The organism is Thalassotalea euphylliae (assembly GCF_003390335.1).
GTDB lineage: Bacteria > Pseudomonadota > Gammaproteobacteria > Enterobacterales > Alteromonadaceae > Thalassotalea_F > Thalassotalea_F euphylliae_B.
The window spans coordinates 2,765,935-2,789,322 of sequence record NZ_QUOU01000001.1 but is presented as its reverse complement, the minus strand read 5'-3'; the positions used below and the strand labels follow the sequence as shown (position 1 = coordinate 2,789,322).

Here is a 23,388-nt window from a genome sequence, read left to right as displayed (position 1 = left end):
ACTTATGTGTAGCATAAAACTATTACTAAACATATAGCTTCACTCGTAATATAGGTAGCCACTTAGTTTGCGTTCTAGCCGTTCGCTAGAAGAATCAGCTTACCTACGAAGTAGTTAGTATATGAACGAATATCACTAAACTGTAACAATTACAAACATGCTGCAATAGATAGCCATCATTAACGTGAGAAATAATCGAATTTTAGGCAAAAAAAAGCCCGCTTATTTGAAGCGGGCCAACTTAATAAAGTTGATAGAAGGAAGTTAAAAAATTCCAGGAAACATGTCAGAGAGAAGATGGTGTAAAACCACCTTTTCATAGTATCTGTGCTGGTGAGAAGCTCTCACTGCGCTAGCTCAGAAAACAAGGGTATTCTAATGAACAACTCAGACCACGACAAACTAATAAAATTAAGTCTAATCATTAGAAAAACTAATGTGAAAAGTGGTTTGGTAGCCGCGAATGAATAATGAATGCATAGTTATAGCAGTAGTTACGGTAGTTTGTGAATTTTTATTCGCGAAAAATGAATATTAAGAAATGGTTAAATTTACTAAGGTGTCTGGATGGTTTTTATACGAATGTGTCTTTTTTTACAATTTAATCACGAATAATCGTGGTGAAACCCTTGTCGATACTAGCCTTTATTATTAAGATAATCGCCATAACAACAGTGTAATAATATCTACAAATTAATGGCCTCTCCTTCGTTTCAGTTTCCAGTACGTGTGTTTTATGAAGACACGGATGCTGGTGGCATTGTTTATTACGCCAATTATTTAAAATTTTTTGAACGGGCACGTACTGAGTGGCTAAGAGCCTTAGGTATTTCTCAATCAAGTTTTCTCGAACATTCATTGGGTTTTGTTGTCAGACGAGTTGAAATGGATAACATTGCACCCGCCCGATTGGACGACCTTATTACGGTTCACACCGAGATAAAGCAACTTAAAAAAGCCAGTGTGATGTTTTCACAAACAATAACCCATTCAAACGGCACAGTACTTTGCCGTATGGAAGTTAACGTGGCTTGTGTTGACTTTACAAAGAACAAACCATGCCCAATACCAGCATTTATTCTAGGAGCATTGCAAAGTGTCAGCTGAATTATCAATTTTTGACTTATTCCTTCAAGCCAGCCTGTTAGTAAAATCAGTGATGCTGATCTTACTCGCCTTCTCGGTTGCCTGTTGGGCAATGATTTTTCAGCGCAAAAAAGCGCTTGATCAAGCATCAACGCAATTAAAACAATTTGAAGATAAGTTTTGGAGTGGCGCGGACTTAACCAAGCTATACAACGAAATCTCATCACGCCAACAAGTTCAAGGGATTGAAAGCCTATTTGTTGCTGGTTTTAAAGAATTTGCGCGCTTACGCAAAAGCAATATTCAATCGCCGCAAGCAATTGTTGATGGCACACACCGAGCGATGCGCGTCGCCTTATCGCGTGAAGTGGATAGTTTAGAAACACATTTACCGTTTATGGCAACGGTTGGCTCCATTAGCCCATACATCGGCCTGTTTGGCACGGTTTGGGGGATCATGAACTCATTCATTGCCTTGGGTGCCGTCCAACAAGCAACACTTGCGATGGTTGCACCAGGTATTGCCGAAGCATTGGTGGCAACCGCAATGGGGCTATTTGCAGCTATTCCAGCGGTTATGGCATTTAACCGTTTTAGCCATAAAGTTGAAAAGTTGGAAAACAGCTACGGTAACTTTATGGAAGAGTTTTCTTCAATACTGCACCGTCAATCGGCAATTGAACACTAAGAGCGGAGTACACTATGTATAACCGTGTTAGACGCAGAAAAGTTGCTGAAATTAATGTTGTTCCTTATATCGACGTAATGTTGGTATTGCTGATCATCTTTATGGTCACCGCGCCATTGATCACCCAAGGGGTCAAAGTTGATTTACCCAAGGCAGACTCTGAGCCACTAGATAAAGACAGCAAAACCCCTATTGTTGCCTCTGTTGATGCACAAGGAAATTACTACATCGCCGAAGGTGCCGGTAAGAACAAGCGTGTCAGCGCCGAAGAGCTTGAAATAGAAATTGCCGCGCAATTGCAACTAGACCCGAAAAAGCCTGTCGTTGTGAATGGCGATGGTGCTGTTTCATACGATGCGGTTATCCAATTAATGGTATTACTGCAAAAAGCGGGTGTGCCATCGGTAGGGTTAATGACAGATTCGCCGGAGAAGTAGGGCGTGTCGAGTAAACTGACGTCATCTAAAGTATTACTGAGCAAGCTTAGCTCGCCTCTTGGCTTGAGTGTCACTTTGCATCTGGCACTGGGTATGGTGCTGCTGTTTGGCAACTTTAGCTCTCATTTGCCTAAGCCAAAACCAATGCAGGTCAACTTAAACCCCATTCAGGCGGTTGTGGTTGATAATTCTGTCATTGAAAACCATGCGAAAAAGCTTAGGGAAGAAAAAGCGCGTGCGGAAGCAGCTAGACAAAAGCGCATCCGCGAACAAAAAGAAAAAGCGGAAGCCGCTAAGCGCAGAAAAGCGAAAGAGCAGGCGCGGCTTAAAAAACTTGAGCAACAGCGCAAGCAAAAAGAGCGAGAGAAGCGCGTCGCCGAAGAAAAAGCGCGCCAAGCTAAGCAAAAAGCAATAGCCGCAGAAAAAGCACGTAAGAAAAAAGAGCAAGAGCGCAAACGTAAAGAAAAAGCAGCCGCTGAAGCGAAAAAGAAACGTGAGCGCGAAGAAGCCATTCGCAAGAAAAAAGAGCAAGAGCGCAAACGCAAAGCCGAGGCTGAGCGCAAGCGCAAAGCACAGGAAGCGAAAGAGCGCGCCCAGCAAGAAAAACTACTGGCGGAGCAAATGGCGCAAGAAATGGCGGCAAGGCAACGGGCGCGTAGTCAGCAAATGCAGTCTGAGATTAGCCGCTATACTGCGCTAATTACACAAACGATTCAGCGCCACTTAATTACGGATCGCTCTTCAATGGAAGGAAAGTCTTGTAAATTAACCATAACTCTTGCACCATCAGGCTTTGTCACTAACGTACAAACAGGGCAGGGTAGCGCAGTAGTTTGTAATGCCGCTAAAAACGCTGTGTATAAAGCAGGAACACTACCCGTGTCGAAAGATCCGGATGTCTTCCAGCAGATGCGACGCATTAGTTTAACGGTAGTGCCAGAGTTTTAGCTTGGCTAAACAACTTTCACGCGCGACACCGGTTTTGCAAGCTTGTAAGTCGCGTGAAAAAACGAATAACGAAAGCCATAACGAGTAAAGCAAAAAATATGTTTCAACAATTTCACGCCATGCGCCAGTCGATTAAACTGGCATTGTCATTCGTCTTATTAATCCTTTCAAGTCAAGCGTCTGCAACGCTAGAAATTGTCATCACGGAAGGGGTAGACAGTGCACGTCCTATTGCTGTGCTGCCATTCCAATGGCAAGGCTCTGGCGCTATGCCAGAAAGTATTAGCAAAGTCGTTAGTGACGACTTACTGCGCAGTGGCAAGTTTAGCCCAATTGCTGCCAGCCGATATCCACAACAAGTGTATTCAGACAATGGCGTTGACTACACAGCATGGGCGGCAGAAGGCGTTGAAGCGATTGTGGTGGGCAGTGTTACTGAAACGGGCATTGGCCGCTATCAAGTAAGTTATCAGTTAATCGATGTGATTCGCGGGCAAATTACCGGGGGTAAAAGCCAGATGCTGAGCGGTGGTCGATTAATTGCCGATGACAAACATATACTCATTAGCAGTGGTGCGCAAATTAGTAGCAGCCAATTCCGACGCTTCGGCCACCAAATCAGTAATGCAGTATACGAAAAACTAACCGGTGAACGCGGCGCGTTTTTAACCAAAATCGCTTACGTTATTGTCCGCGATAACGGCGATTTTCCGTATCAGCTCGTGTTTGCCGATTACGATGGTTACAACGAGCAAGTGCTACTTAAATCAAAAGAACCACTGATGTCGCCTGCGTGGCACCCAAGTGGTGAACAAGTTGCTTATGTAACGTTTGAAAATCGCCAAGCACAAGTGCATTTTATTGATATTTACACTGGTAAGCGCCGCTTGGTGAGCTCGTTCTCAGGTATCAATGGCGCACCTCGATTCTCGCCAGACGGTAAAAAACTTGCCATGGTGCTGTCAAAAGATGGCAACCCTGAAATTTATACACTAGACATCGCTTCTAATAAATTGCGTCGCGTGACTCGTCACCGCGCAATCGACACTGAGCCAAGTTGGAGTCCTGACGGTAATTCATTGATTTTTAGTTCAGAACGGGGTGGAAAACCGCAGCTTTATCGCGTAAATTTAGTCGATGGCAAAGTAAGACGCTTAACATTTGATGGCGAAATGAACTTAGGGGGCAGTTTAACCCCAGACGGCCGTCAATTAATTATGGTTAACCGTACGCGCGGTCAATATCACTTAGCGAAACAAGAGTTAGACACTGGTGTATTCCAAGTACTAACCAAAACGCGCTTAGATGAATCGCCGAGTGTATCACCCAATGGTGGCATGATAATCTACAGCACAATGCACAGAAACCGCCAAGTGCTGAGTTTAGTGTCTGTTGATGGCAGATTTAAAGCTCGTTTACCTGCGCTTAATGGTCAGGTTAAATCGCCAGCTTGGTCACCATTTTTATAATAATTATTAGTTAATTCTATTTATATGAATAAGGAAAATAAAATGCGCTTGAATAAAGTAATGAAGAGTGTAGCAATTGCATTACCTATGCTAGCTTTAGGAGCTTGTAGCTCAAGCTCAGATACTGATGGCCAAAGCCAAGTTGATACCAACGCTAGCCAAACGACTACGCAACAAACGCAAACTTCAGACAACGTGCAAGTAACAGCAGCACAACGCGCGGCTGAAATTGAAGAGCAAAAGCGTCGTGAACTTGAGCAACTTCGCAGCAGACACATCGTATACTTCGATTTCGATACCTCTTCTTTATCTGGTCAATATTCAGCAATGCTTGACGCACACGCTAAATACTTGAACAACAACTCAGGCGTTAAAGTACTAGTAGAAGGCCATGCCGATGAGCGCGGTACGCCGGAGTACAACATTGCACTGGGCGAACGTCGTGCAAAAGCTGTTGTAACATACTTAGAAAACATGGGTGTTTCTCCTTCTCAGCTTAGCATCGTAAGCTACGGCGAAGAAAAACCAATGGTAAAAGATCGCACCGAAGCGGCTTTTGCTAAAAACCGTCGTGCTGTATTAGTTTACTAATAAGTAGCTAATTACGAGTAACAAGGTAAATAGGACGGTAATGAAACTCAATAAAGTTTTATTCGGGCTTTTTGCTGCTGCTAGCACCTCTGTTGTGTTAGCTCAGCAACCGGCACCGGTGGTAGATGTAGGTGGTAATACAGGCTCTTTATCAGATCGTGTTGCCAACTTAGAGCGTCAATTGAATGCGCGTAATCGAGCGCAAGTTAACATTCAGCGTCAACTCGACGAGTTGCAAACAGAAATGAGCGAACTGCGTGGTGTGACAGAATTACATTCACACCAACTCACGCAAGTGCTCGAGCGTCAGCGTGAGCTATATCAAGAAATTGAGCGCCGCGTTTCTGAAGCACTCAAAACGCCTGCCCAAGTGCCTGCTGCACTCGCTGCACCTCAAGGTAGTACACCTGCTGCCAACTACAGTAGTAACTTAACTGAAAATCAAGCGTATGATCGTGCAGTTAATATGGTGCTAAAAGAAAAGCAGTACGATAAAGCGATTCCTGAGTTTCAAGCGTTCAACAAAAACTTCCCTAACTCCTCCTACGCACCCAATGCACATTACTGGTTAGGGCAGTTATTATTCAACAAAGGTGAGCTAGCGCAAGCGGCTGCCGAGTTTGATATTGTGGTGCAACGTCATACAACTTCTAATAAACGCCCTGATGCTATGCTTAAACTTGGCATGGTTGCACAAAAGCAAGGTCAAAAAGCAAAAGCAGTTGCTATGTATCAGCAATTGATTTCGCAATACCCTGACGCAACAGCCGCGCAATTAGCCCAGCCTAGATTGCAAAGTTTACAGTAAATTTGTTGGTAACTTATTCTATTTGTTTGCTATTTGGGCAAACGAACTGGAATTACTAAAAAACATCAAAAATGTTGTTGCACTGACAAAAATTATAAGTATCATATGCGGCGCGTTGAACGAGAGGGCAACGCAACAACAAATGTCGGTCGTTAGCTCAGTTGGTAGAGCAGTTGGCTTTTAACCAATTTGTCGAAGGTTCAAATCCTTCACGACCGACCACTTTTCTTACCAAGGAATCGTGCGAGGCAACTCATTTGTGACAACAATTTATATCGGTCGTTAGCTCAGTTGGTAGAGCAGTTGGCTTTTAACCAATTTGTCGAAGGTTCAAATCCTTCACGACCGACCACTCTTTTCGCAGTAATGCGATTACCAAATAAGTAGTGATGTAAATTGTCGTAAAATTTCTGATATCGGTCGTTAGCTCAGTTGGTAGAGCAGTTGGCTTTTAACCAATTTGTCGAAGGTTCAAATCCTTCACGACCGACCACCTTTCTAACCTTGTTAGAGCGGTGACAGAAAATCAAATTTATATCGGTCGTTAGCTCAGTTGGTAGAGCAGTTGGCTTTTAACCAATTTGTCGAAGGTTCAAATCCTTCACGACCGACCACCTTTTTTAGGTGAATGAGTTTAAGTAGAGAGAAAAGCCAAGGCTTTTAACGCTTAAACCCAAAGAATGGTCGAAGGTTCAAATCCTTTACGATCGACCACCTTTCTAAACTTGTTAGAGTGGGTGACAGAAAATCAAATCTATATCGGTCGTTAGCTCAGTTGGTAGAGCAGTTGGCTTTTAACCAATTTGTCGAAGGTTCAAATCCTTCACGACCGACCACCTTACTTCTAAACCTTATATTTAAAATAAATCTCAAAGCCAAGGCTTTTAATGTTCTTGCCCAAATTACGTGTCGAAGACTCAAATTTTTCACGACCGACTACCTTATTTTCAAGCCTAAAAATTACAGGAGAACCCAGAGCCAAGGCTTTTAACGTTTTTTACCTAAATGAAGTGTTGAAGGTTTAAACCCGTCACGACCGCCGACCTTATTCTCAAATCATAATCTACCGTAAAAACTCAAAGCCAAAGCTTTTAACGTTTTTTACCTAAATTATGTGTCGAATGTTTAAACCCATCACGACCGACCACTTTACTTTCTAGCATCAAATCTACTTTAAAAAATAAAGCTAAGGCCGTTAACTTCAATTAATGATCGAATAGTAAAGTTCACTCTGGCTGGCTGCGTATTTCCGCGCTTTAAAATATCAACTCGTTATTTCACTCGTGAACAATCGAATGTACGGATGCGCAATAATACCAATTGAAATAAATACTTAATCATTCAGCGAGAATTAAAAGGTTCAGAGGCAAGGCATTGATTGCAGAGAATGGTCGCTCCCTTGTCAAAATCAATAACGCAGCATATGAACCTTTTAAACTCGCCCTTTGGGAGCGTGTCAGCGTCGCGATAACGGCGCCAAATTGATGAGATGTAGAACAACTATATCAACAAAAATTTGGCTTGTTCTCCCACCGCTGACAGCGCTCTGAATTGATCAATTAATTAATTCAATTGGTATAAAAATTGCTACGAGTAGTTAACGCAAGCCATTGTCGTTATGCAGATTTTAACTAGGATATATGACAACGCCATGACCTTAGGTACACATTCCTACGGCTTTGGCGTATAATCGTCACCCGATTTTGTTCCCGTCAAAAAATTAGTTTAGAGAAAGGTAATGTCACAATCGAACTTAGCAGTTGATATTGATTTTCAATTTCCTGCCAAACCTCAGCCTCTTACTGCTGAGCAAAAAGCGCAGTACAAAGAAAGTATCAAAAAGCTGTTAAAAGAAAAAAATGCAGTACTTATCGCGCATTACTACACAGATCCAGAAATCCAAGCACTAGCCGAAGAAACCGGCGGCTGTGTTGCTGACTCGTTAGAAATGGCTCGTTTTGGTAATCAGCACGAAGCTGACACCTTAATTGTTGCTGGTGTACGTTTTATGGGGGAAACCGCTAAAGTACTTACGCCAGAAAAAACCGTGGTCATGCCAACACTTGAAGCCACTTGTTCGTTAGACTTAGGCTGCCCAATCGACAAATTTGATGCCTTTTGTAACGAACACCCAGATCGCACTGTGGTGGTCTATGCAAACACTTCGACGGCGGTAAAAGCCCGCGCAGATTGGATAGTCACCTCTTCTTGCGCACTTGAAATTGTTGAACATTTAGACGAACAAGGTGAAAAAATCCTTTGGGGCCCAGACCGCCACTTAGGTAACTATATCGAAAAGCAAACAGGTGCCGACATGCTGATGTGGCAGGGTGCTTGTATCGTTCACGACGAGTTCAAAACCAAAGCGTTAAAGGACATGAAAGGTCTGCATCCTGATGCTGCTGTTTTAGTACACCCTGAATCACCTGCGGAAATTGTCGAACTAGCCGATGCAGTCGGTTCAACCAGCCAGTTAATTAAAGCGGCACAAGAGCTACCGAATAAGAAATTTATTGTCGCAACTGATCGCGGAATTTTTTACAAAATGCAGCAACTAAGCCCAGAAAAAGAATTCTTCGAAGCGCCAACCGCCGGCCAAGGCGCGGCATGCCGCAGCTGTGCACACTGTCCTTGGATGGCGATGAATGGCTTACAAGCGATTGAAGAAGCCTTGATTGATCCGTCAGGCAAAGAGATCTTTGTTGATATGGAATTACGTGAAGGTGCCTTGCGCTCTACTAATCGTATGTTAGAGTTTTCGGCGTCTTTAAAGCGCTAAATTGGCGTCAGAATAGCGCTGAATCGAATAATCTGATTAACGACTAATCAGTTAAACTGAAATTGAAAATAAAGCCTTGCTAAAACAAGGCTTTTTTTCTACCATAGCGCAGCTTTTTTAAAGCAAGGGTGACGTGTCCGAGTGGCTGAAGGAGCACGCCTGGAAAGTGTGTATACGGCAACGTATCGAGAGTTCGAATCTCTCCGTCACCGCCATTACGTTGGTAATGGACAACACAAAAAATTAGGTGAGATGGCTGAGTGGTCGAAAGCACCGGTCTTGAAAACCGGCAGGGGTTTGTAGCCCCTCTAGGGTTCAAATCCCTATCTCACCGCCATATTAAGATAACCCGTTGAATTTTATTATAAAGTTCAACGGGTTTTTTCTTATATACGGCTCCGTCACATAACTCTGCCACAAAAGGTGAGTTATGCAGGTTTCAAATCATTACCTCTATCAATACGCAAAATCGAAAAATCTTTATTTTCGCATGCGTATTCCCACTGAATATGTCTATCAGTTTGATTTAACTAAAAAACACTTTACAGCCACCCTGAAAACAGACGATATTACCGATGCGCGTTGGTTAGCGTTGTTTATAAAAAATAAAATCAAAAGGGAGTTGAAGCAGTTGGTTTTAGGTGAAGATAGTAAATATCAGGCGAGTAATTGGGACTTCTACGGTTATTTACGCACAAAGTTTGAAACGTACTTGGGTTGGGGCAAAAAGCTACTCGCTTCTCAATCGTTTGCAGATGAATTAAATCAAATTCCTGCCTTTACCGATGACGATAATGATAGTTATGCTCAGTATCTTGAAAAGTTAATGAGTGGTGATAAAGAGGATTTATTAGCTCTAAATAAACAAATCGCTCATAAACCTTACATGATGAATTATTATGATGCGTACAGCCGATTTTTAACGTCTTCATTCTATACTGATATTCACAAAAAGAACCCTAATACACCTAACATCGATAAACCGTCTGCGGCTGAATCGTTTTTCGGTGAACAACATTACGATGAAGACTTTTATCAGGCATTTCAAGATCCTGAATCTGTCTACGATCCACAAGTAATCAAGCGCTTTATTGCTCGTCATGCATACATTGAATTAGATTTTAAAAAACACTTAATGAAAGAGCTAAAAAGCTTTAAGCAAGATTATAATCCTTTCGCTGATGACGTTAATGCAAAAGCCTTTAACCCTGTTGAGTACAATAGTTTTTTAGAATTAATAGAAACAATCAAAGAAACTCAGCAAGTCATCGCTGATTTTAAATCAGGTAAAATTGCGGAAGCTGAAAAAGAAAACAGCATACCGTTAAAAGAGACGTACGAAGCGTTTATTGCAGAAAAAGCTAAATCAGTAAAATCTAATTCAATCGATTTATACAATATCTCATTTAATTTTTTATATACCTTGATTGGCGAAGACTTTGACATTCAGAAATTTGATAAGAAAAAAGCAATAGAAATTAAAGAAGCCGTATTACTGTGACCTTTCCCCCGAAATTAAGACCATGACTTTGATGAGATTTCCAATAAACTGGAGACAGTGGAGATCTCAAAATGAAAAAACGTTACACCGAAGAACAAATCATTCGAGCCATCAAACAGCATGAAGCAGGCACTAAAGTTGACGATATTTGCCGAGAAATGGGCATATCTACTGGTACGTTTTATAACTGGCGTAGCAAATATGCAGGCCTTGAAGTCAATGAAGCAAAACGTCTTAAAGCGCTTGAAGCTGAAAACAATAAGCTCAAACGGCTATTAGCGGAAAAGCTGCTTGAAGTAGAAGGAATGAAGGATGTACTTTCAAAAAAGTGGTAAAGCCTTCGGATAGAAAGCGGATAGCGAGTCATTTAATCGAACTGTTTAACCTCAGTGAACGAGTGGCTTGCCAACTATCAAGTGTCAGTCGCACTGCATTTCGATATCGTCCAAGAAAGAAGGCTGACACAGTCATAAGAGAGCGTCTAAGGGCTTTGGCAGCAGAATATCCTCGCTATGGATATCTTATGCTGCACGGGTTACTTAGAGCTGAAGGTTTAGTTAAAAACAAGAAACAAACTTATCGAATTTACACCGAAGAAAGTCTGCAAGTTCGTACAAAGAAGCGCAAGAAAATACAGCGGCCTCGACTGCCCATGGAGGTGCCATCAACGTTAAATCAGCGTTGGTCGATGGACTTCGTATGCGATCAGTTGGCAAACGGTAGACGATTTAGAACACTTAATGTTGTCGATGATTACTCAAGAGAAATGGTTGGTCAGCTTGTTTGTGTTTCAATTAGTGGCAGACAAGTCGCTCGTTTCTTATCTCACTTAATTGAAATGCGAGAAAAGCCTAACTCAATCGTTTGTGACAACGGCACTGAGTTTACGAGCAAAGCGATGTTCTTCTGGTCGAAGGAAAGTCATGTGAAACTTAGCTTTATTCAGCCCGGAAAACCTACTCAAAATGCTTTTGTGGAAAGCTTAAATGGCAAGTTCAGAAATGAATGCTTGAACCAGCATTGGTTCAGAACGATGGAAGAAGCTAGGTATGAAATAGATAAATGGCGTGAGCACTATAACCATGTTCGACCGCATAGCTCACTGAATTATTTATCACCTGTTGAGTTCGCGAAACGGGCTGCTTAATATGAATTATCTCATTGAAGAAGCGGTACTAATTCAGGGGAAAGGTCACGTCGAAGACGAAAAGACACCAGTAAACAAGAAAAAAGTAAGGAAACTGACATGTTAAAAGAACAGCAGGCGCTATTAGCGCGCCTCATTACAGAAATAGAAAGCACAATAACAACCGAACAATGTCGTGTTATTTCAGATAAGTATAAAGCGCCAACAAGGGCTGTTTGGACGGTAGACCATAAGCTAGTGCTTGATAATCAATGCTTACCCGTTGAACTCATTAATGAACTTGAATTTTTACTGCAAGAATACGGTCAAGAACTGATGGACTATATCAACAGCAGTTGCCCTCCATTGCCATTAGCTGCGGCTATTTCTAGTTTCGTATTCAATAAAGAAAAAGCCAAATTTAGTGAGCTACAATCCAAGCTCAACCCCAGTAAAGAGCCAGACAAAATTAAAGCTTATAAGCTTAGTGACTACCTGATTTTAGGTTACCAGTTTTACGATGCGTTGTTTTTTTCTCTCTATCACAGTCAGCCATTACTGACTTGGTATTGGGGAGTACCTGTAAAAAACTTATTTGATAAACCCGCATATAAAAACAAAGGGGCTGATAGTAAAGTAAAATATAAACCGAATAAATTAAAGTATTTGTGTTAACACAAATATAAGATTCTTAACTAAAATACCTAATAGTATTGCAAAGCCAATCCCGTAAAAAAAAGTCGCTAATATAAGGGATTTATGGTTTGAAATTTCAGCTAAATTATAGATCTCCCAAAAACTATCACATTGATAATCGTTTTTAATATTAAAGGCTTTACTTGATTTATTTAACTCTATACAGGTAGTTAGATTGTTGTCGATATCTTCTGGTTTAGTTTCCTGAGATATAGACTCGAGCCATTGAGTAATTCCTTTTAGATTATTACTACTCAGTTGACTTACATTATTAAAAAACAAATTTAGTTGATTAAAATTATTTCCATGTTCTTTAAACTTAGAGAAATCATCATAACTTTTTACTATTTTGGGGCACCTTATTAGATATATTGATAACCCAATAGCAAACGATAACGCAGCAAAATAAAGTAAGTACCATGAGAATGGTAGGTTTAAAATGTATTCGCTATCAATTAATTGTAAGCTTTTCTCTGGGTATATAGATAGTTTAACAATTACGGGTACTAAGAATATCCAAATATAGTTTTGTTGAACTAATTTACTATTTCCTAAGAACCTAATTTCTGACCATCTCATTAGAATACATTTCCAATATCTTTCTTGCTTTTGATAAAATTTAATGAGTTGTTAAGGCCTTTAATTAAATCATACAAAGCATCATCATCAATAGATTCATATAATTGATCTATGAAATTAGCATCGCTTAAAAACTCATGAGCTTGAAAAATGAAGAAAGTTACGGAATTTACTTTAAAAGTTTCTGATATTTTCTTTTTATCAACGTATTTTGCTAATTTTTGGCCGTTTGTAAAGTTTTGTTTTACTGTTTTTTCTATGCTTCGTCTAAAAGAGTTTTGCTCAAAATCAAGTTCAAATTTGCATATTAGATCAGAAGCCCAATTTGAAACATATTCTTTCGTAGCCAACAATAAAAACTTTAAGTCTTCTCCTTTTTCTTTATCTTCAAGAAAAATGATGTCAGTCACTAATAGTAAATCAATGAATGATGACTTTTTGAACCTTATTATTTCATTTTCATCATTAACATCACATAGTAACTTTACAGAGGGTACAAAAAAATATTTATTGTATCCGACAGGATCAATATACATTAAAAAGTTTAATTCTGGACTCCAGTGGTGCCAATCAGTTAGATATTTGCTGTAAAACTTCTCTTTTGCTTCCTCTTGATCTCTTACGAATGATGCTGAATAGTACTCTTGCACAGAGTCGTGTATAAACCTGTATTCTAGCCCGTCTTTTAGTAATAGACAGGTAATATTTGACACATCGTATATGAAACTTTCTGATTTCTTTGAATCTAAATTAATGGCGTTTAATGCTAACGTAGCTATATCATTTAATTGTATATCGCTAATTTGCCTAAAAGATGCCTTTCTTGTCTGGTAGCAAAGCGATTGAAGTGCAGCTTTTAGCTCTTTGTCAGTGAATCCGCTCTTAGTTGGTCTATCATATGCTACTTTTAACCCATCGTGACGTGATAGCAGAGTAGAAAACAACTCATCAAAAAATTCTGAATTTGAGTTTGGCAGTTTCCGCCTGTTATTGTATACACTGACAAATAGTGCCATTAATAATGGTGTGGTTAATAAGTCGGTAACACCGCTGCCTGCATTGGAAAGCTTACCTATTAATGCATTTTGATCTTCTGTATTTTTTACTAACTTCTTAATAAAGTTAGCGCGATCAGCCTCATCTAATTGTTTTAATTCATAGTTCTTAAAGATGTGATGCTGATGGATATCAGTATTCGGTCTTGTTGTAACAACAACCTTTGTCTTTTTATATTTTGTTATAACGTTTTCAATTTCATTAACCCAATGTTGGCGCTTCTCATGTTTTAATTCATCAAAGCCATCGAGTAGTAGAGATATAAACCCATTTGCTAATAAAAATTGTACTAACTTTTCAGAACAAGTTAATTTAACTTTTTCTAAGAAGTTTTGTATATGAGTAGTAAGAGGCGTTGAGGAGCGCAGTTTTCTTAACTCTAAAAATACAGGGATTCTTTCAGTTTTACAAAGCTCATAAAAAGATAGATACCTAAGAGATATTGACTTACCTTGCCCAACAGTACCTATTAATAAAGCTGGTTGCTCAATAGCGCTTTCACTAACATTTTCAATAGTTAGATGTTGATTTTCTAGTTTGATTGAGGATGGGTAGTAAAAGTCTAATAAATTTTGCTCATCTTTTTTCGTTAAAATTGTTCTTACATACAGAACTTTTTTTAAATTAGTAGAAATGTCTTTAACTGTGCCATTGTGCATCCATTTCTGCACCTCTGCTTTGTTACTGCCTGTACATTTTAAAGCTATGTTTTCTATTTTTTTCTGAATTAAAGAAGACTTTCCATCTGAATGTTTATTAAGCACTTTGTCACACCATACTACTTTATCAAAATGCAATAGTTATGTAATTGAATATATTCATAATTAATTGCTCATAAAGCTTTAGGTTATATGAAAATTTATGATAAATAAATAATATTTTGTCACAAAGCTCTGTCACATAGAATTTTGTGATGATAGGATGCTGAATATATTCAATCAGTTATGTGATTCGGTGAAGTGTTGGCGTAAAATCCCTATCTCACCGCCATATTTTATAAAACGGGCACTTCTAAAGAGGTGCCCGTTTTTGCTGTTAGCAATACTATTAACAGTAATAAGTTAGGGCTTCGGCACTGCCTATCTTTGTAAGATAAACATCTGGTAGCCATATTCTTTTTGATAACTCAGATAAAAATCTACCTCCCTTGCTATATCCGCCAGCGCTGATGATGATGCCATACTTGCGGACAACTCCTTAATACGTTGCTGCAGCGGCAGATAGTAGTTATCCCATGATGTCTGTTGAAAGGTGAAGTCAGCAATCAACTGATAGCCCGCCTTGGTGATTTGCCCACGCCTAGTGTCAACGGTTTGAATTTCAGGGTAGTCTTTGCGCCAATAGTCAGCTACTTCTTTACTTGGCTTATCCGTTAATAGCACTAGATCACTAAATACCAGTATGCCGTTATCAGTGAGTAGCGGTTGCCACGTAGCCAATGCTTTTTCAACGCCCATAATATATGCCGATGACTCAGACCAAATAAGTTCGAAACTATTCGGCTCAAAGGGCAAACTTGTCATACTTGCGCATAGGGTGTTAACTGAACTTCTTAGCGTTGTTTGAGTTTGGCTTTGGAGCATTTCTTTAACACTAGCCAATGTGGATTCTTCATTATCTACTGCGGTAATGTCAGCCGATAAATGCTGCACGAGCACCTTGGTCGCTAAGCCTTTACCACAGCCAATTTCGAGTACTCTCTTTGGCTTGTCTGTGAGCAGTGAAAGGGCACGAAGTGTTTCACTCTCATCACCCGGTCCCCATCTTTCTAGCCCATTAAAAATGTGCATAAAGTCAGTCATATATTGATCGTGTTGTGTCATATTTTTTGATAACCATTTCAGTCGCAAGGCTTCCTTCTCGTTAAAGCCTTGTGTTAAAAGCCAATTAAAATGCGCTTCTGGTGTGTCGTGAATTGCCTTTTGATGCCAACTTTGCTCGTTAAACTCAGCATTACAGTTACTAGAATCAGTATCACTAGATTTGATCTCAGCGTTTAAGCCAGCCATAGCTGCAAGCATTTCTCGTGCTTGTTGTTTCTGCAATATCTCTTCGTCTAATTTGGCGAGCCGTTGTTTAAGCATTTTTTTGTCAATTTGATGTGCTAAACAGGCTTTACATTCTTTTAACGATAAGCCACCAAGTTGAAGTCGTTGAATAAACTTCACTTGCTCTAGGTCTAACGCTGAATACAGTCGATAGCCATTTGCTTGTCGCTGGCCTTTAATAAGCCCAAGTTTTTCATAATAAAGCAGCGCTGTTCTTGAAAGCCCCACTAGATTTGCTAGTTCAGATATTCGATACACAATTGACGCTTATTTCTGTCTCAGATCCTTACTGTAAACTATAAAGTAATAGACAGGTCAACAGCGAATTTATAGCAGTAGATTAGGCAACTTGTAGCGGTATAGCTTATGAATTTAAGGTCAGGTCGTTAAGGTGAATTTATTGGTGCGCATTTACTTTCGCCCAAGCTGGCGTTATCCTTTGCGCCAATTGTGATCTATTCTTTTGTTATGCAAGCGTTTCTCTCTAAAATTACTTTATGGTTGTTAATGGTGATGGTGCTGTCGGCACAGACATCAGCATTTGCTATGCACAACTGTAATACGAGTCATGCTTCAAGCCCTGAAGAGCACGCTTCACACATGCAAAAAACGGACAATAAAACGAGCCTTGCTGATCATTCACATCACCATCAAGCTCACTACCCTCAAGAAAGTCAAACGCTAGCCAAACCTGAGGGCAACATGAGTTCAGAGCATGCTAAGCATATGGCTAGTATGAACGAAACTATTAGCGAAAGTGATAACGCCAGCATGAGTGATATGGATTGCTGCGGGGCAGATTGCTCATGCCCAACGGCGAGCTGTTCAAGTGTCACGGCTTTTAATGATTATCCGTCATTTTCATTGGCGTTAAACTCAGATAAAGCGTTTGGTCTTACACAAGTCGCCTTGCATGGCATATTCTCTTCCTTGTTTAAACCTCCTATACAAAGCTAATTCTCCTAGGGTTCTTATGCCCAAAATAAGGGTTTATAGGCCCAAAATTCACCTTTTATTGTTGTTTGTGTGCTTCTAACTAGGTTTTTAACTAGTGATTAGTGCATGTTGTTAAAGCTTTTTAGCTGCAAGTTCGCATTGCGTCATTTTAACCGTGATGTTTTTACCTGTAATGCGCTTTCTTGAATGCTAGAGCTAGACACGGGAGTGTCGTTATGAGTGTCGTTATGAGTGTCGCTATAAGTTTCGTTAATTTTTATCATCAAGTTCGCCGTGGCTGTAAGCTGCGTTTTAGCGCTTTGTTACTATCCATGCTGCTGGCCAATGCTATTGCTTATCTGCCTGTAGCAAATGCTAGCAATGTTTCACCTGCTACTCGTGTGTCCTTTACCTTAACCTTGGAAAAGGCAATTTATCTTGCTGTTAGTGCAGATCCTTGGCTGAATCAAAGCCAGTATCGAGAACAGGCAAGCCTTGCCAAAGGCGAAGCCGCGATGAGTTTTTCAGACCCAGTAATTTCGCTTGGGGTGCAAAACTTGCCTACCGATTCATGGGATTTTAACCAAGAAAATATGACGCAGCTAAGGTTAGGTGTCAGTCAGCCACTTCCAAGAAAAGGTGAGCGAGCGATAAGAAAGTCTCAGTTTGATTTAACCGCAGGCAAGCAACCTCTGTTGAGATTAGACAGAAGCGCTCAGCTCAAACGCCAAGTTTCCTTGTTATGGTTAGAAGCATTTCGCGCGCAGCAGGTGATTCAATTTATTGAAGCAGATCGCGCTTTATTTGAAAAATTAGTGGATAGCTCAAAAGCTAGTTATGGCAGTGTTAGCGGTAAGGTGAAGCAGCAAGACATTATTGCGGCGCAGCTCGAATTATTGCAACTGGATGATAAGTTGGCAGCAGAGCAGCAAAAGTATTTAGCGGCACTAGGCGCCTTGTTTGAGTACCTGCCAAGCGATGTAGTGGGGTTAGAATATTTATCAATCCAGTTGCCAAGCCAACTACCTTTGGTTGAATTTAGCGGTCGCAATATAGCTAAGCTAGCTAGACAAAAGCTCACTGAACAAAGCCTGACAGGACAGGTACTTGGCAATAATAGCCATATTCAGGCAAGTCTTATTCAGCGTTTTCTAACGCACCCTAAAATTCGCGTGCAAGGCATAGACGAAAAAGTTGCGCAGCAAGGCGTTAAACTCGCCAAAACTCAGTATCAGCCAAAATGGCAGCTCAATGCGAGCTATGGTTATCGTGACGATGCTGACAACCGCTTTATCAACGAAAGCAATGATGGCGAACGCGCTGACTTTTTCTCCGTTGGTGTAAGTGTTGAAGTGCCACTGTTTACTGAAAAGCGCCAAGATAACTGGCTGTTAGCGGCAACCGCAGAAAGTGAAGCAATAAAAACAGAGCAACGTTTGCTACTACAAAAAATGCTCGGTGAAACTGAAAAAGAGCTAGCAAATGTTGCCGGTTTAAAGAAACGCCAAGCCCTATATCAATCGCAAATTCTTGAACAAACTCTGCAGCAATCAAAAGCAACGTTAACAGCCTATACCAATGCCAACGGCAGCTTTACCGACGTGGTGAGAGCGCGCATTGCTGAGCTTAATGCCAAAGTAACGGCATTAACCATAGATGTTGAGCTACTTAAAGCGGTCAGTCGCTTAAATTATTTCTTCACCACAACGACCGAAAATACGGCAAGTGAATAAGATTGTTGTTAGGAAATTTTATGAATACACAGTTAAAAAAAATAGCGAGTAAGCCGATTGTATTGGTAATTCTGGGCGTAGCCATAGGAATGCTAGGCGGATATTTTTTATTCCCGTCGAGTGGCACTAACCAAGGAGGTACAGCTCAAGGTGAAGCTATTCAAGGTGATACTGCTGAAAGTGCAAGTAAAAAAGCGAAAAAACCATTGTATTGGGTCGCGCCAATGGACGCCAATTATCGCCGTGACCAACCGGGCAAATCTCCCATGGGCATGGATCTTGTCCCCGTTTATGAAGATGAAACAAGCTCGCATGGCCGTGGCAAAGACTATGGTGAAGGTGCGGTAAGTATTGCTCCGCATGTGATTAACAATCTTGGGGTTCGTACCGCTATCGCCAAAAAAGCACCACTTGTGCACCAAATAAATACACTTGGCGTGGTGCAATACGATCAAGATTCCATCGTGCATATTCACCCACGAGTTGCTGGTTGGGTTGAACAACTTTTTGTCAAAGCTGCGGGGGATCAAGTTAAGGCAGAGCAGCCGCTTTATGCCTTGTATTCTCCTGAATTAGTCAATGCGCAAGAAGAGTTCTTAATCGCGCTTAACCGCGCTAATGCTCAAGCCTCCAAAAACTACCCAAATAACAGTTTAGTAAAAGCAGCTAAAGCTCGTTTAAGTGCGCTCCATCTGAGTGAAGCTTTTATTGAACGCCTAGCCAAGTCAAGGCAAGTACAGCAAAACGTTACTTTTTACGCGCCCAAGTCAGGTGTGATCAATAACCTAAAAATTCGTGAAGGTTTTTATGTTGAACCGGGTAATACGCTGATGAGCATTGGCGATTTATCTTCCGTGTGGGTGGAAGCACAAGTGCTAGAAAGTGATGCAAGCTTTATCACGATAGGTAACAACGTCAGTATGTCACTCGATTTTTTACCGGGCCAAGTATGGCAAGGTGAAGTTGATTATCTTTATCCAACCTTACGTGCTGATAATCGCACGCTACGCGCTCGGCTTAAATTTACTAATCCTAACGAGCAGTTAAAGCCGAATATGTTTGCTCAAATTACGATTGATGCAACGCCAAGTGAGCCGACCGTTAATGTGCCATTATCGGCAGTTATTCGCACCGGGCTACAAGATCGTGTGGTATTGGCATTAGGTGACGGACAGTTTAAGTCGGTTGCCGTTAGGTTAGGGCAAGTGAGTGGCGAGCAAGTTGCCATTCTTGATGGCCTAATGGCTGGCGATGAAGTGGTTATTTCCGCTCAGTTTTTAATTGATTCAGAATCCAGTGTTTCATCTGACCTTATGCGTATGTCACCTCTAGCAGAGGGGGCTGGAATGAATGCAAAGGGCTTAACTATGATGGCTGAAGGCTCTAGTCCAATGCATATGGCTGATGACAAAGTACTTACCATCACAGTACCTACCGCCACAGTTAACGGCATTGTTAATGCCATCGTTTATGCTGAAAAAAGCATCGCAGAAAATGCCCAAACAATTATCAATATTTCACGTGACGCGATTGAAAAGTGGCAACGACCAGCCACCACCATGGATTTTACCGTTAGTGATAACTTGGATTTATCAGCAGTAAACATTGGCGATAAAGTGCGTTTTACTTTTGAGATACGTGCTGGTGATTTTGTTGTTACAGAGATAAACGCTATCGGTGCTAGCGAGGCTAGCCAATGATTGCGCGTATAATTTATTGGTCAATTCACAATCGGTTATTGGTTTTCCTATTAACCTTGATGCTTGTCGCTGGCGGGTTGTTTGCACTAAAACAAACGCCTGTGGATGCCATTCCAGACTTGTCTGACGTGCAAGTGATTGTCAAAACCTCATATCCGGGTCAAGCGCCACAGGTAGTTGAAGATCAAGTGACTTACCCGCTAACCACGGCAATGTTATCGGTGCCGGGCGCAAAAACGGTGCGTGGCTATTCGTTTTTTGGTGATTCTTACGTTTATATTATTTTCGACGATGATACCGACTTATACTGGGCACGTTCGCGGGTGTTAGAGTATTTGTCACAAGTAACTCCCAGTTTACCTGCCGCTGCAAAACCACAATTAGGCCCAGATGCAACGGGTGTTGGCTGGATTTACGTTTACGCGCTGCAAGACAAAACGGGTCAGCACGATATAAGCCAGCTTCGCAGTATTCAAGACTGGTTTTTAAAATACGAGCTACAAGCGGTTGCGGGCGTGTCGGAAGTGGCAGCCATTGGTGGTATGGTCAATCAATATCAGGTGGTGGTAAATCCGAATAAGTTGCGTGCCTTCGATATTCCGCTCAGTCATATTCAAATGGCGATACAGCAGGGTAACCAAGAGGTTGGTGCATCCGTCATTGAAATGGCAGAAGCGGAATATATGGTTACCACCAGTGGCTATATTCAATCGAAGCAAGACCTAGCTGCTATTCCCTTAGGTCTTCCTGCCGACAAAAACAATCAAGGTAAACCATTACTGTTAGGCGATATTGCGGATATTCAGCTTGGCCCGCAAATGCGCCGTGGTATTGCTGAGCTTAACGGCGAAGGTGAAACGGTTGGCGGTGTGGTGGTGATGCGTTTTGGTGAAAATGCGGAGCAAACCATCGCTGGCGTTAAAGCAAAGTTTGAAGAGCTAACGCAGGGGCTGCCAGACGGTGTTGAAATTGTCACTGTTTACGATCGCGCTAATTTAATAGAACGTGCTGTTGAAAACCTATGGTCAAAGCTACTGGAAGAGTTGGCGATAGTCGCGCTGGTCTGTGCGGTATTTTTGTTTCATCTGCGTTCTGCGGTAGTGGCGGTTATCAGCCTGCCAATTGGCATTCTAGTGGCCTTTATCATCATGTATTGGCAAGGCATTAATGCCAACATTATGTCGTTAGGGGGTATTGCGATTGCAATTGGTGCGATGACTGACGGTGCTATTGTGATGATTGAAAATATGCACAAACATCTGGAAAAAGCTTCATCAACTGGCATTTTGGATAAGCAAGCTCGCTGGCAGGTAGTGGCAAAATCTGCTGCCGAAGTTGGGCCAGCATTATTTTTTAGTTTATTGATTATTACCGTAAGCTTTTTACCTGTATTTATATTGGAAGCGCAAGAAGGGCGCATGTTTTCGCCACTGGCTTATACCAAAACCTATGCCATGGCCGCCGCAGCGGGCTTGGCAATCACGCTAATTCCTGTGCTGATGGGCTATTTTATTCGTGGCAAGGTAGTGTCTGAGCGCAAAAATCCAATTAATCGTGTGTTAATCGCTATTTACTTGCCTGTGTTAACCGCTGTACTTAAATTTCCAAAATCTACGGTATTAGCGGCCTTGGTGGTAACTTACATTGGTTTTATGCCCGTTAATCAAATTGGTAGCGAGTTTATGCCTTCGCTGGATGAAGGGGATTTAATGTATATGCCAACCACTTATCCGGGGTTGTCGATTGGTAAAGCCAGAGAGCTACTCCAACAAACCGACAAACTTATTCGCACCATTCCCGAAGTGCAAAACGTGTTTGGCAAAATCGGTCGCGCTGAAACCGCAACAGACCCCGCGCCGCTTACCATGATTGAAACTTTTATTCAGCTTAAACCGCAAAGCCAGTGGCGAGCGGGAATAACCACCGATGATTTAATCGCTGAACTCGATCAACTGGTGAAATTCCCCGGATTAACCAATGCTTGGGTGATGCCGATTAAAACCCGTATCGATATGCTTGCCACGGGGATTAAAACGCCAGTTGGCATTAAAATCGCGGGTAGTGATTTAGCGGTGATCGAGCAACTTGGCCAACAAATCGAGCAAGTGTTAGGTGAGCATAAAGGCACAGCCTCTGTTTATGCTGAACGTGTTGCGGGCGGGCGTTACATTGATATCGACATTGATCGCATCAAAGCGTCGCATTACGGGTTAAGTATCGCCGAGGTTCAGCAAGTGGTGGCAATTGCTGTCGGTGGCATGAACATAGGGCAAACGGTGGAAGGGTTAGCGCGCTATCCGATCAATTTGCGCTACCCGCAAGATTTCCGCAATTCGCCAGAGCAGTTGGCGCGCTTGCCGGTAGTGACGAGTAGTGGCTTACACATTGCGCTAGGCGATGTTGCCAATATTGGTATCAAATTAGGACCACCAGCCATTAAAAGTGAGAATGCACGCTTAAATGGTATTGTCTTTGTTGATGTTGACCCAGGTGTTGATCTTGCCAGTTATGTGACTAGCGCAAAAGCTAAGCTTGCCGAAGAATTACCGTTGCCAGCAGGCTATTCGCTCACTTGGGCAGGACAATATGAGTATATGGCCAGAGCACAGGAAAAACTAACTTATGTATTGCCGCTGACGTTAGCGATTATCGTTATTTTGCTGTATTTAAATTTCCGTCAACTCACCGAAGTGGCGATTATTTTGGCAACACTGCCACTGGCAATGATTGGCGGTATATGGCTGATTTACCTAGAGTCGTTTAATTTTTCTGTCGCCGTGGGCGTTGGCTTTATTGCCTTAGCAGGCGTAGCCGTAGAAATTGGCGTAATTATGCTGGTTTATCTTAATCAAGCTTATCAAGCAGCATTTGAGAAATGTCACCAGCGCGGCCTGCTAATGACCAATAACATGCTTATTGAAGCGATTTTGCAAGGAGCGGGAATGCGGGTTCGCCCTGTGGTGATGACGGTCGCTACCATTATCATTGGTTTATTGCCGATTTTATATGGCAGTGGCACTGGGGCTGAGGTGATGCGACGAATTGCCGCACCCATGGTGGGTGGTATGGTATCGGCACTAGTGTTAACCTTGCTGGTATTACCTGTTGTTTACTATCTTTGGCGCAGGACAGGACATAGAAACAAGGGCATAAACAGTTAGTTGCGCCTAAAACCTAAAGCACCCTTTACGTCATCAACCATCATTA

The 23,388-nt window shown here is 41.6% G+C and carries 18 protein-coding genes and 7 tRNA genes; 22 read left to right on the top strand and 3 right to left on the bottom strand.

All coding sequences use genetic code 11. The annotated features are described in order from the left end of the window. The first annotated feature begins 696 nt into the window (after positions 1 to 696). From ybgC to DXX93_RS12300, 18 genes are all read left to right on the top strand, one after another. A complete protein-coding gene (gene ybgC, locus DXX93_RS12385; protein ID WP_116008364.1) occupies positions 697 to 1,107 on the top strand; it encodes a tol-pal system-associated acyl-CoA thioesterase in 411 nt (136 codons plus the stop codon). Continuing rightward, complete coding sequence (tolQ, locus tag DXX93_RS12380; protein ID WP_116008363.1) at positions 1,097 to 1,774, top strand: protein TolQ; 678 nt, start codon at positions 1,097 to 1,099, stop codon at positions 1,772 to 1,774. Before ybgC ends, tolQ begins: the two co-directional genes overlap by 11 nt. A 14-nt stretch (positions 1,775 to 1,788) precedes the next feature. Continuing rightward, the gene (gene tolR / locus DXX93_RS12375) at positions 1,789 to 2,211 is read left to right on the top strand and encodes a protein TolR (RefSeq protein WP_116008362.1); all 423 of its coding nucleotides are present in this window, start codon (positions 1,789 to 1,791) and stop codon (positions 2,209 to 2,211) included. 3 nt (positions 2,212 to 2,214) lie between these two features. Further along, on the top strand, positions 2,215 to 3,159 hold the full coding sequence (tolA, locus tag DXX93_RS12370) for a cell envelope integrity protein TolA (protein WP_258872659.1): 945 nt from the start codon (positions 2,215 to 2,217) through the stop codon (positions 3,157 to 3,159). A gap of 119 nt (positions 3,160 to 3,278) precedes the next feature. After that, positions 3,279 to 4,628 (top strand): Tol-Pal system beta propeller repeat protein TolB, encoded by a 1,350-nt coding sequence (gene tolB, locus DXX93_RS12365; protein WP_374188945.1) that lies wholly within the window; start codon positions 3,279 to 3,281, stop codon positions 4,626 to 4,628. 42 nt (positions 4,629 to 4,670) lie between these two features. Next, positions 4,671 to 5,219, top strand: a complete 549-nt coding sequence (gene pal / locus DXX93_RS12360; RefSeq protein WP_116008360.1) for a peptidoglycan-associated lipoprotein Pal — start codon at positions 4,671 to 4,673, stop codon at positions 5,217 to 5,219. Between the two features lie 40 nt (positions 5,220 to 5,259). Continuing rightward, a complete protein-coding gene (gene ybgF, locus DXX93_RS12355; protein WP_116008359.1) occupies positions 5,260 to 6,027 on the top strand; it encodes a tol-pal system protein YbgF in 768 nt (255 codons plus the stop codon). Between the two features lie 146 nt (positions 6,028 to 6,173). Beyond that, a tRNA-Lys gene (locus DXX93_RS12350) sits at positions 6,174 to 6,249 on the top strand. Positions 6,250 to 6,303: 54 nt separating this feature from the next. Continuing rightward, positions 6,304 to 6,379, top strand: a tRNA-Lys gene (locus tag DXX93_RS12345). Positions 6,380 to 6,444: 65 nt separating this feature from the next. Next, positions 6,445 to 6,520, top strand: a tRNA-Lys gene (locus DXX93_RS12340). A gap of 45 nt (positions 6,521 to 6,565) precedes the next feature. Next, a tRNA-Lys gene (locus tag DXX93_RS12335) sits at positions 6,566 to 6,641 on the top strand. A 146-nt stretch (positions 6,642 to 6,787) separates the two neighbouring features. Further along, a tRNA-Lys gene (locus DXX93_RS12330) sits at positions 6,788 to 6,863 on the top strand. 902 nt (positions 6,864 to 7,765) lie between these two features. Beyond that, entirely contained in the window at positions 7,766 to 8,806 is a 1,041-nt protein-coding gene (gene nadA / locus DXX93_RS12325) for a quinolinate synthase NadA (protein WP_116008358.1), read from the top strand. 127 nt (positions 8,807 to 8,933) lie between these two features. Next, a tRNA-Ser gene (locus DXX93_RS12320) sits at positions 8,934 to 9,021 on the top strand. A gap of 31 nt (positions 9,022 to 9,052) precedes the next feature. Continuing rightward, positions 9,053 to 9,143 (top strand) — tRNA-Ser (locus DXX93_RS12315). 93 nt (positions 9,144 to 9,236) lie between these two features. Next, positions 9,237 to 10,307, top strand: a complete 1,071-nt coding sequence (locus DXX93_RS12310) for a hypothetical protein (RefSeq protein ID WP_116008357.1) — start codon at positions 9,237 to 9,239, stop codon at positions 10,305 to 10,307. Between the two features lie 71 nt (positions 10,308 to 10,378). Continuing rightward, positions 10,379 to 11,454 (top strand): IS3 family transposase gene (locus DXX93_RS12305; RefSeq protein ID WP_116008356.1). Its coding sequence is split into 2 segments (ribosomal slippage): positions 10,379 to 10,628 and positions 10,628 to 11,454, totalling 1,077 coding nucleotides; the frame shifts between segments, so codons are not numbered across the junction. Between the two features lie 99 nt (positions 11,455 to 11,553). Then, entirely contained in the window at positions 11,554 to 12,108 is a 555-nt protein-coding gene (locus DXX93_RS12300; RefSeq protein WP_116008355.1) for a hypothetical protein, read from the top strand. On the opposite strand, the gene DXX93_RS12295 is transcribed toward DXX93_RS12300, so the two are convergent. The 3 genes from DXX93_RS12295 to DXX93_RS12285 all read right to left on the bottom strand — a co-directional run bounded on the left by DXX93_RS12295 (position 12,091) and on the right by DXX93_RS12285 (position 16,070). Then, positions 12,091 to 12,708 (bottom strand): hypothetical protein, encoded by a 618-nt coding sequence (locus tag DXX93_RS12295; RefSeq protein ID WP_116008354.1) that lies wholly within the window; start codon positions 12,706 to 12,708, stop codon positions 12,091 to 12,093. The genes DXX93_RS12300 and DXX93_RS12295 overlap by 18 nt on opposite strands. After that, positions 12,708 to 14,528, bottom strand: a complete 1,821-nt coding sequence (locus DXX93_RS12290) for an NACHT domain-containing protein (protein WP_147302687.1) — start codon at positions 14,526 to 14,528, stop codon at positions 12,708 to 12,710. The genes DXX93_RS12295 and DXX93_RS12290 overlap by 1 nt, the downstream gene beginning before the upstream one ends. 315 nt (positions 14,529 to 14,843) lie before the next feature. Continuing rightward, positions 14,844 to 16,070 (bottom strand): MerR family transcriptional regulator, encoded by a 1,227-nt coding sequence (locus DXX93_RS12285; protein ID WP_181902215.1) that lies wholly within the window; start codon positions 16,068 to 16,070, stop codon positions 14,844 to 14,846. A 192-nt stretch (positions 16,071 to 16,262) separates the two neighbouring features. Here DXX93_RS12285 and DXX93_RS12280 point away from each other — a divergent pair, with 192 nt between their 5' ends. The 4 genes from DXX93_RS12280 to DXX93_RS12265 all read left to right on the top strand — a co-directional run bounded on the left by DXX93_RS12280 (position 16,263) and on the right by DXX93_RS12265 (position 23,342). After that, positions 16,263 to 16,769: a hypothetical protein gene (locus DXX93_RS12280; RefSeq protein WP_147302686.1), complete on the top strand. Its 507-nt coding sequence runs from the start codon at positions 16,263 to 16,265 to the stop codon at positions 16,767 to 16,769. Positions 16,770 to 16,984: 215 nt separating this feature from the next. Continuing rightward, positions 16,985 to 18,481, top strand: coding sequence for a TolC family protein (locus DXX93_RS12275; RefSeq protein WP_116008350.1), 1,497 nt, complete (start codon positions 16,985 to 16,987; stop codon positions 18,479 to 18,481). A gap of 20 nt (positions 18,482 to 18,501) precedes the next feature. After that, the gene (locus tag DXX93_RS12270) at positions 18,502 to 20,181 is read left to right on the top strand and encodes an efflux RND transporter periplasmic adaptor subunit (RefSeq protein ID WP_116008349.1); all 1,680 of its coding nucleotides are present in this window, start codon (positions 18,502 to 18,504) and stop codon (positions 20,179 to 20,181) included. Next, entirely contained in the window at positions 20,178 to 23,342 is a 3,165-nt protein-coding gene (locus DXX93_RS12265) for an efflux RND transporter permease subunit (protein ID WP_116008348.1), read from the top strand. The genes DXX93_RS12270 and DXX93_RS12265 overlap by 4 nt, the downstream gene beginning before the upstream one ends. Positions 23,343 to 23,388: the final 46 nt, after the last annotated feature.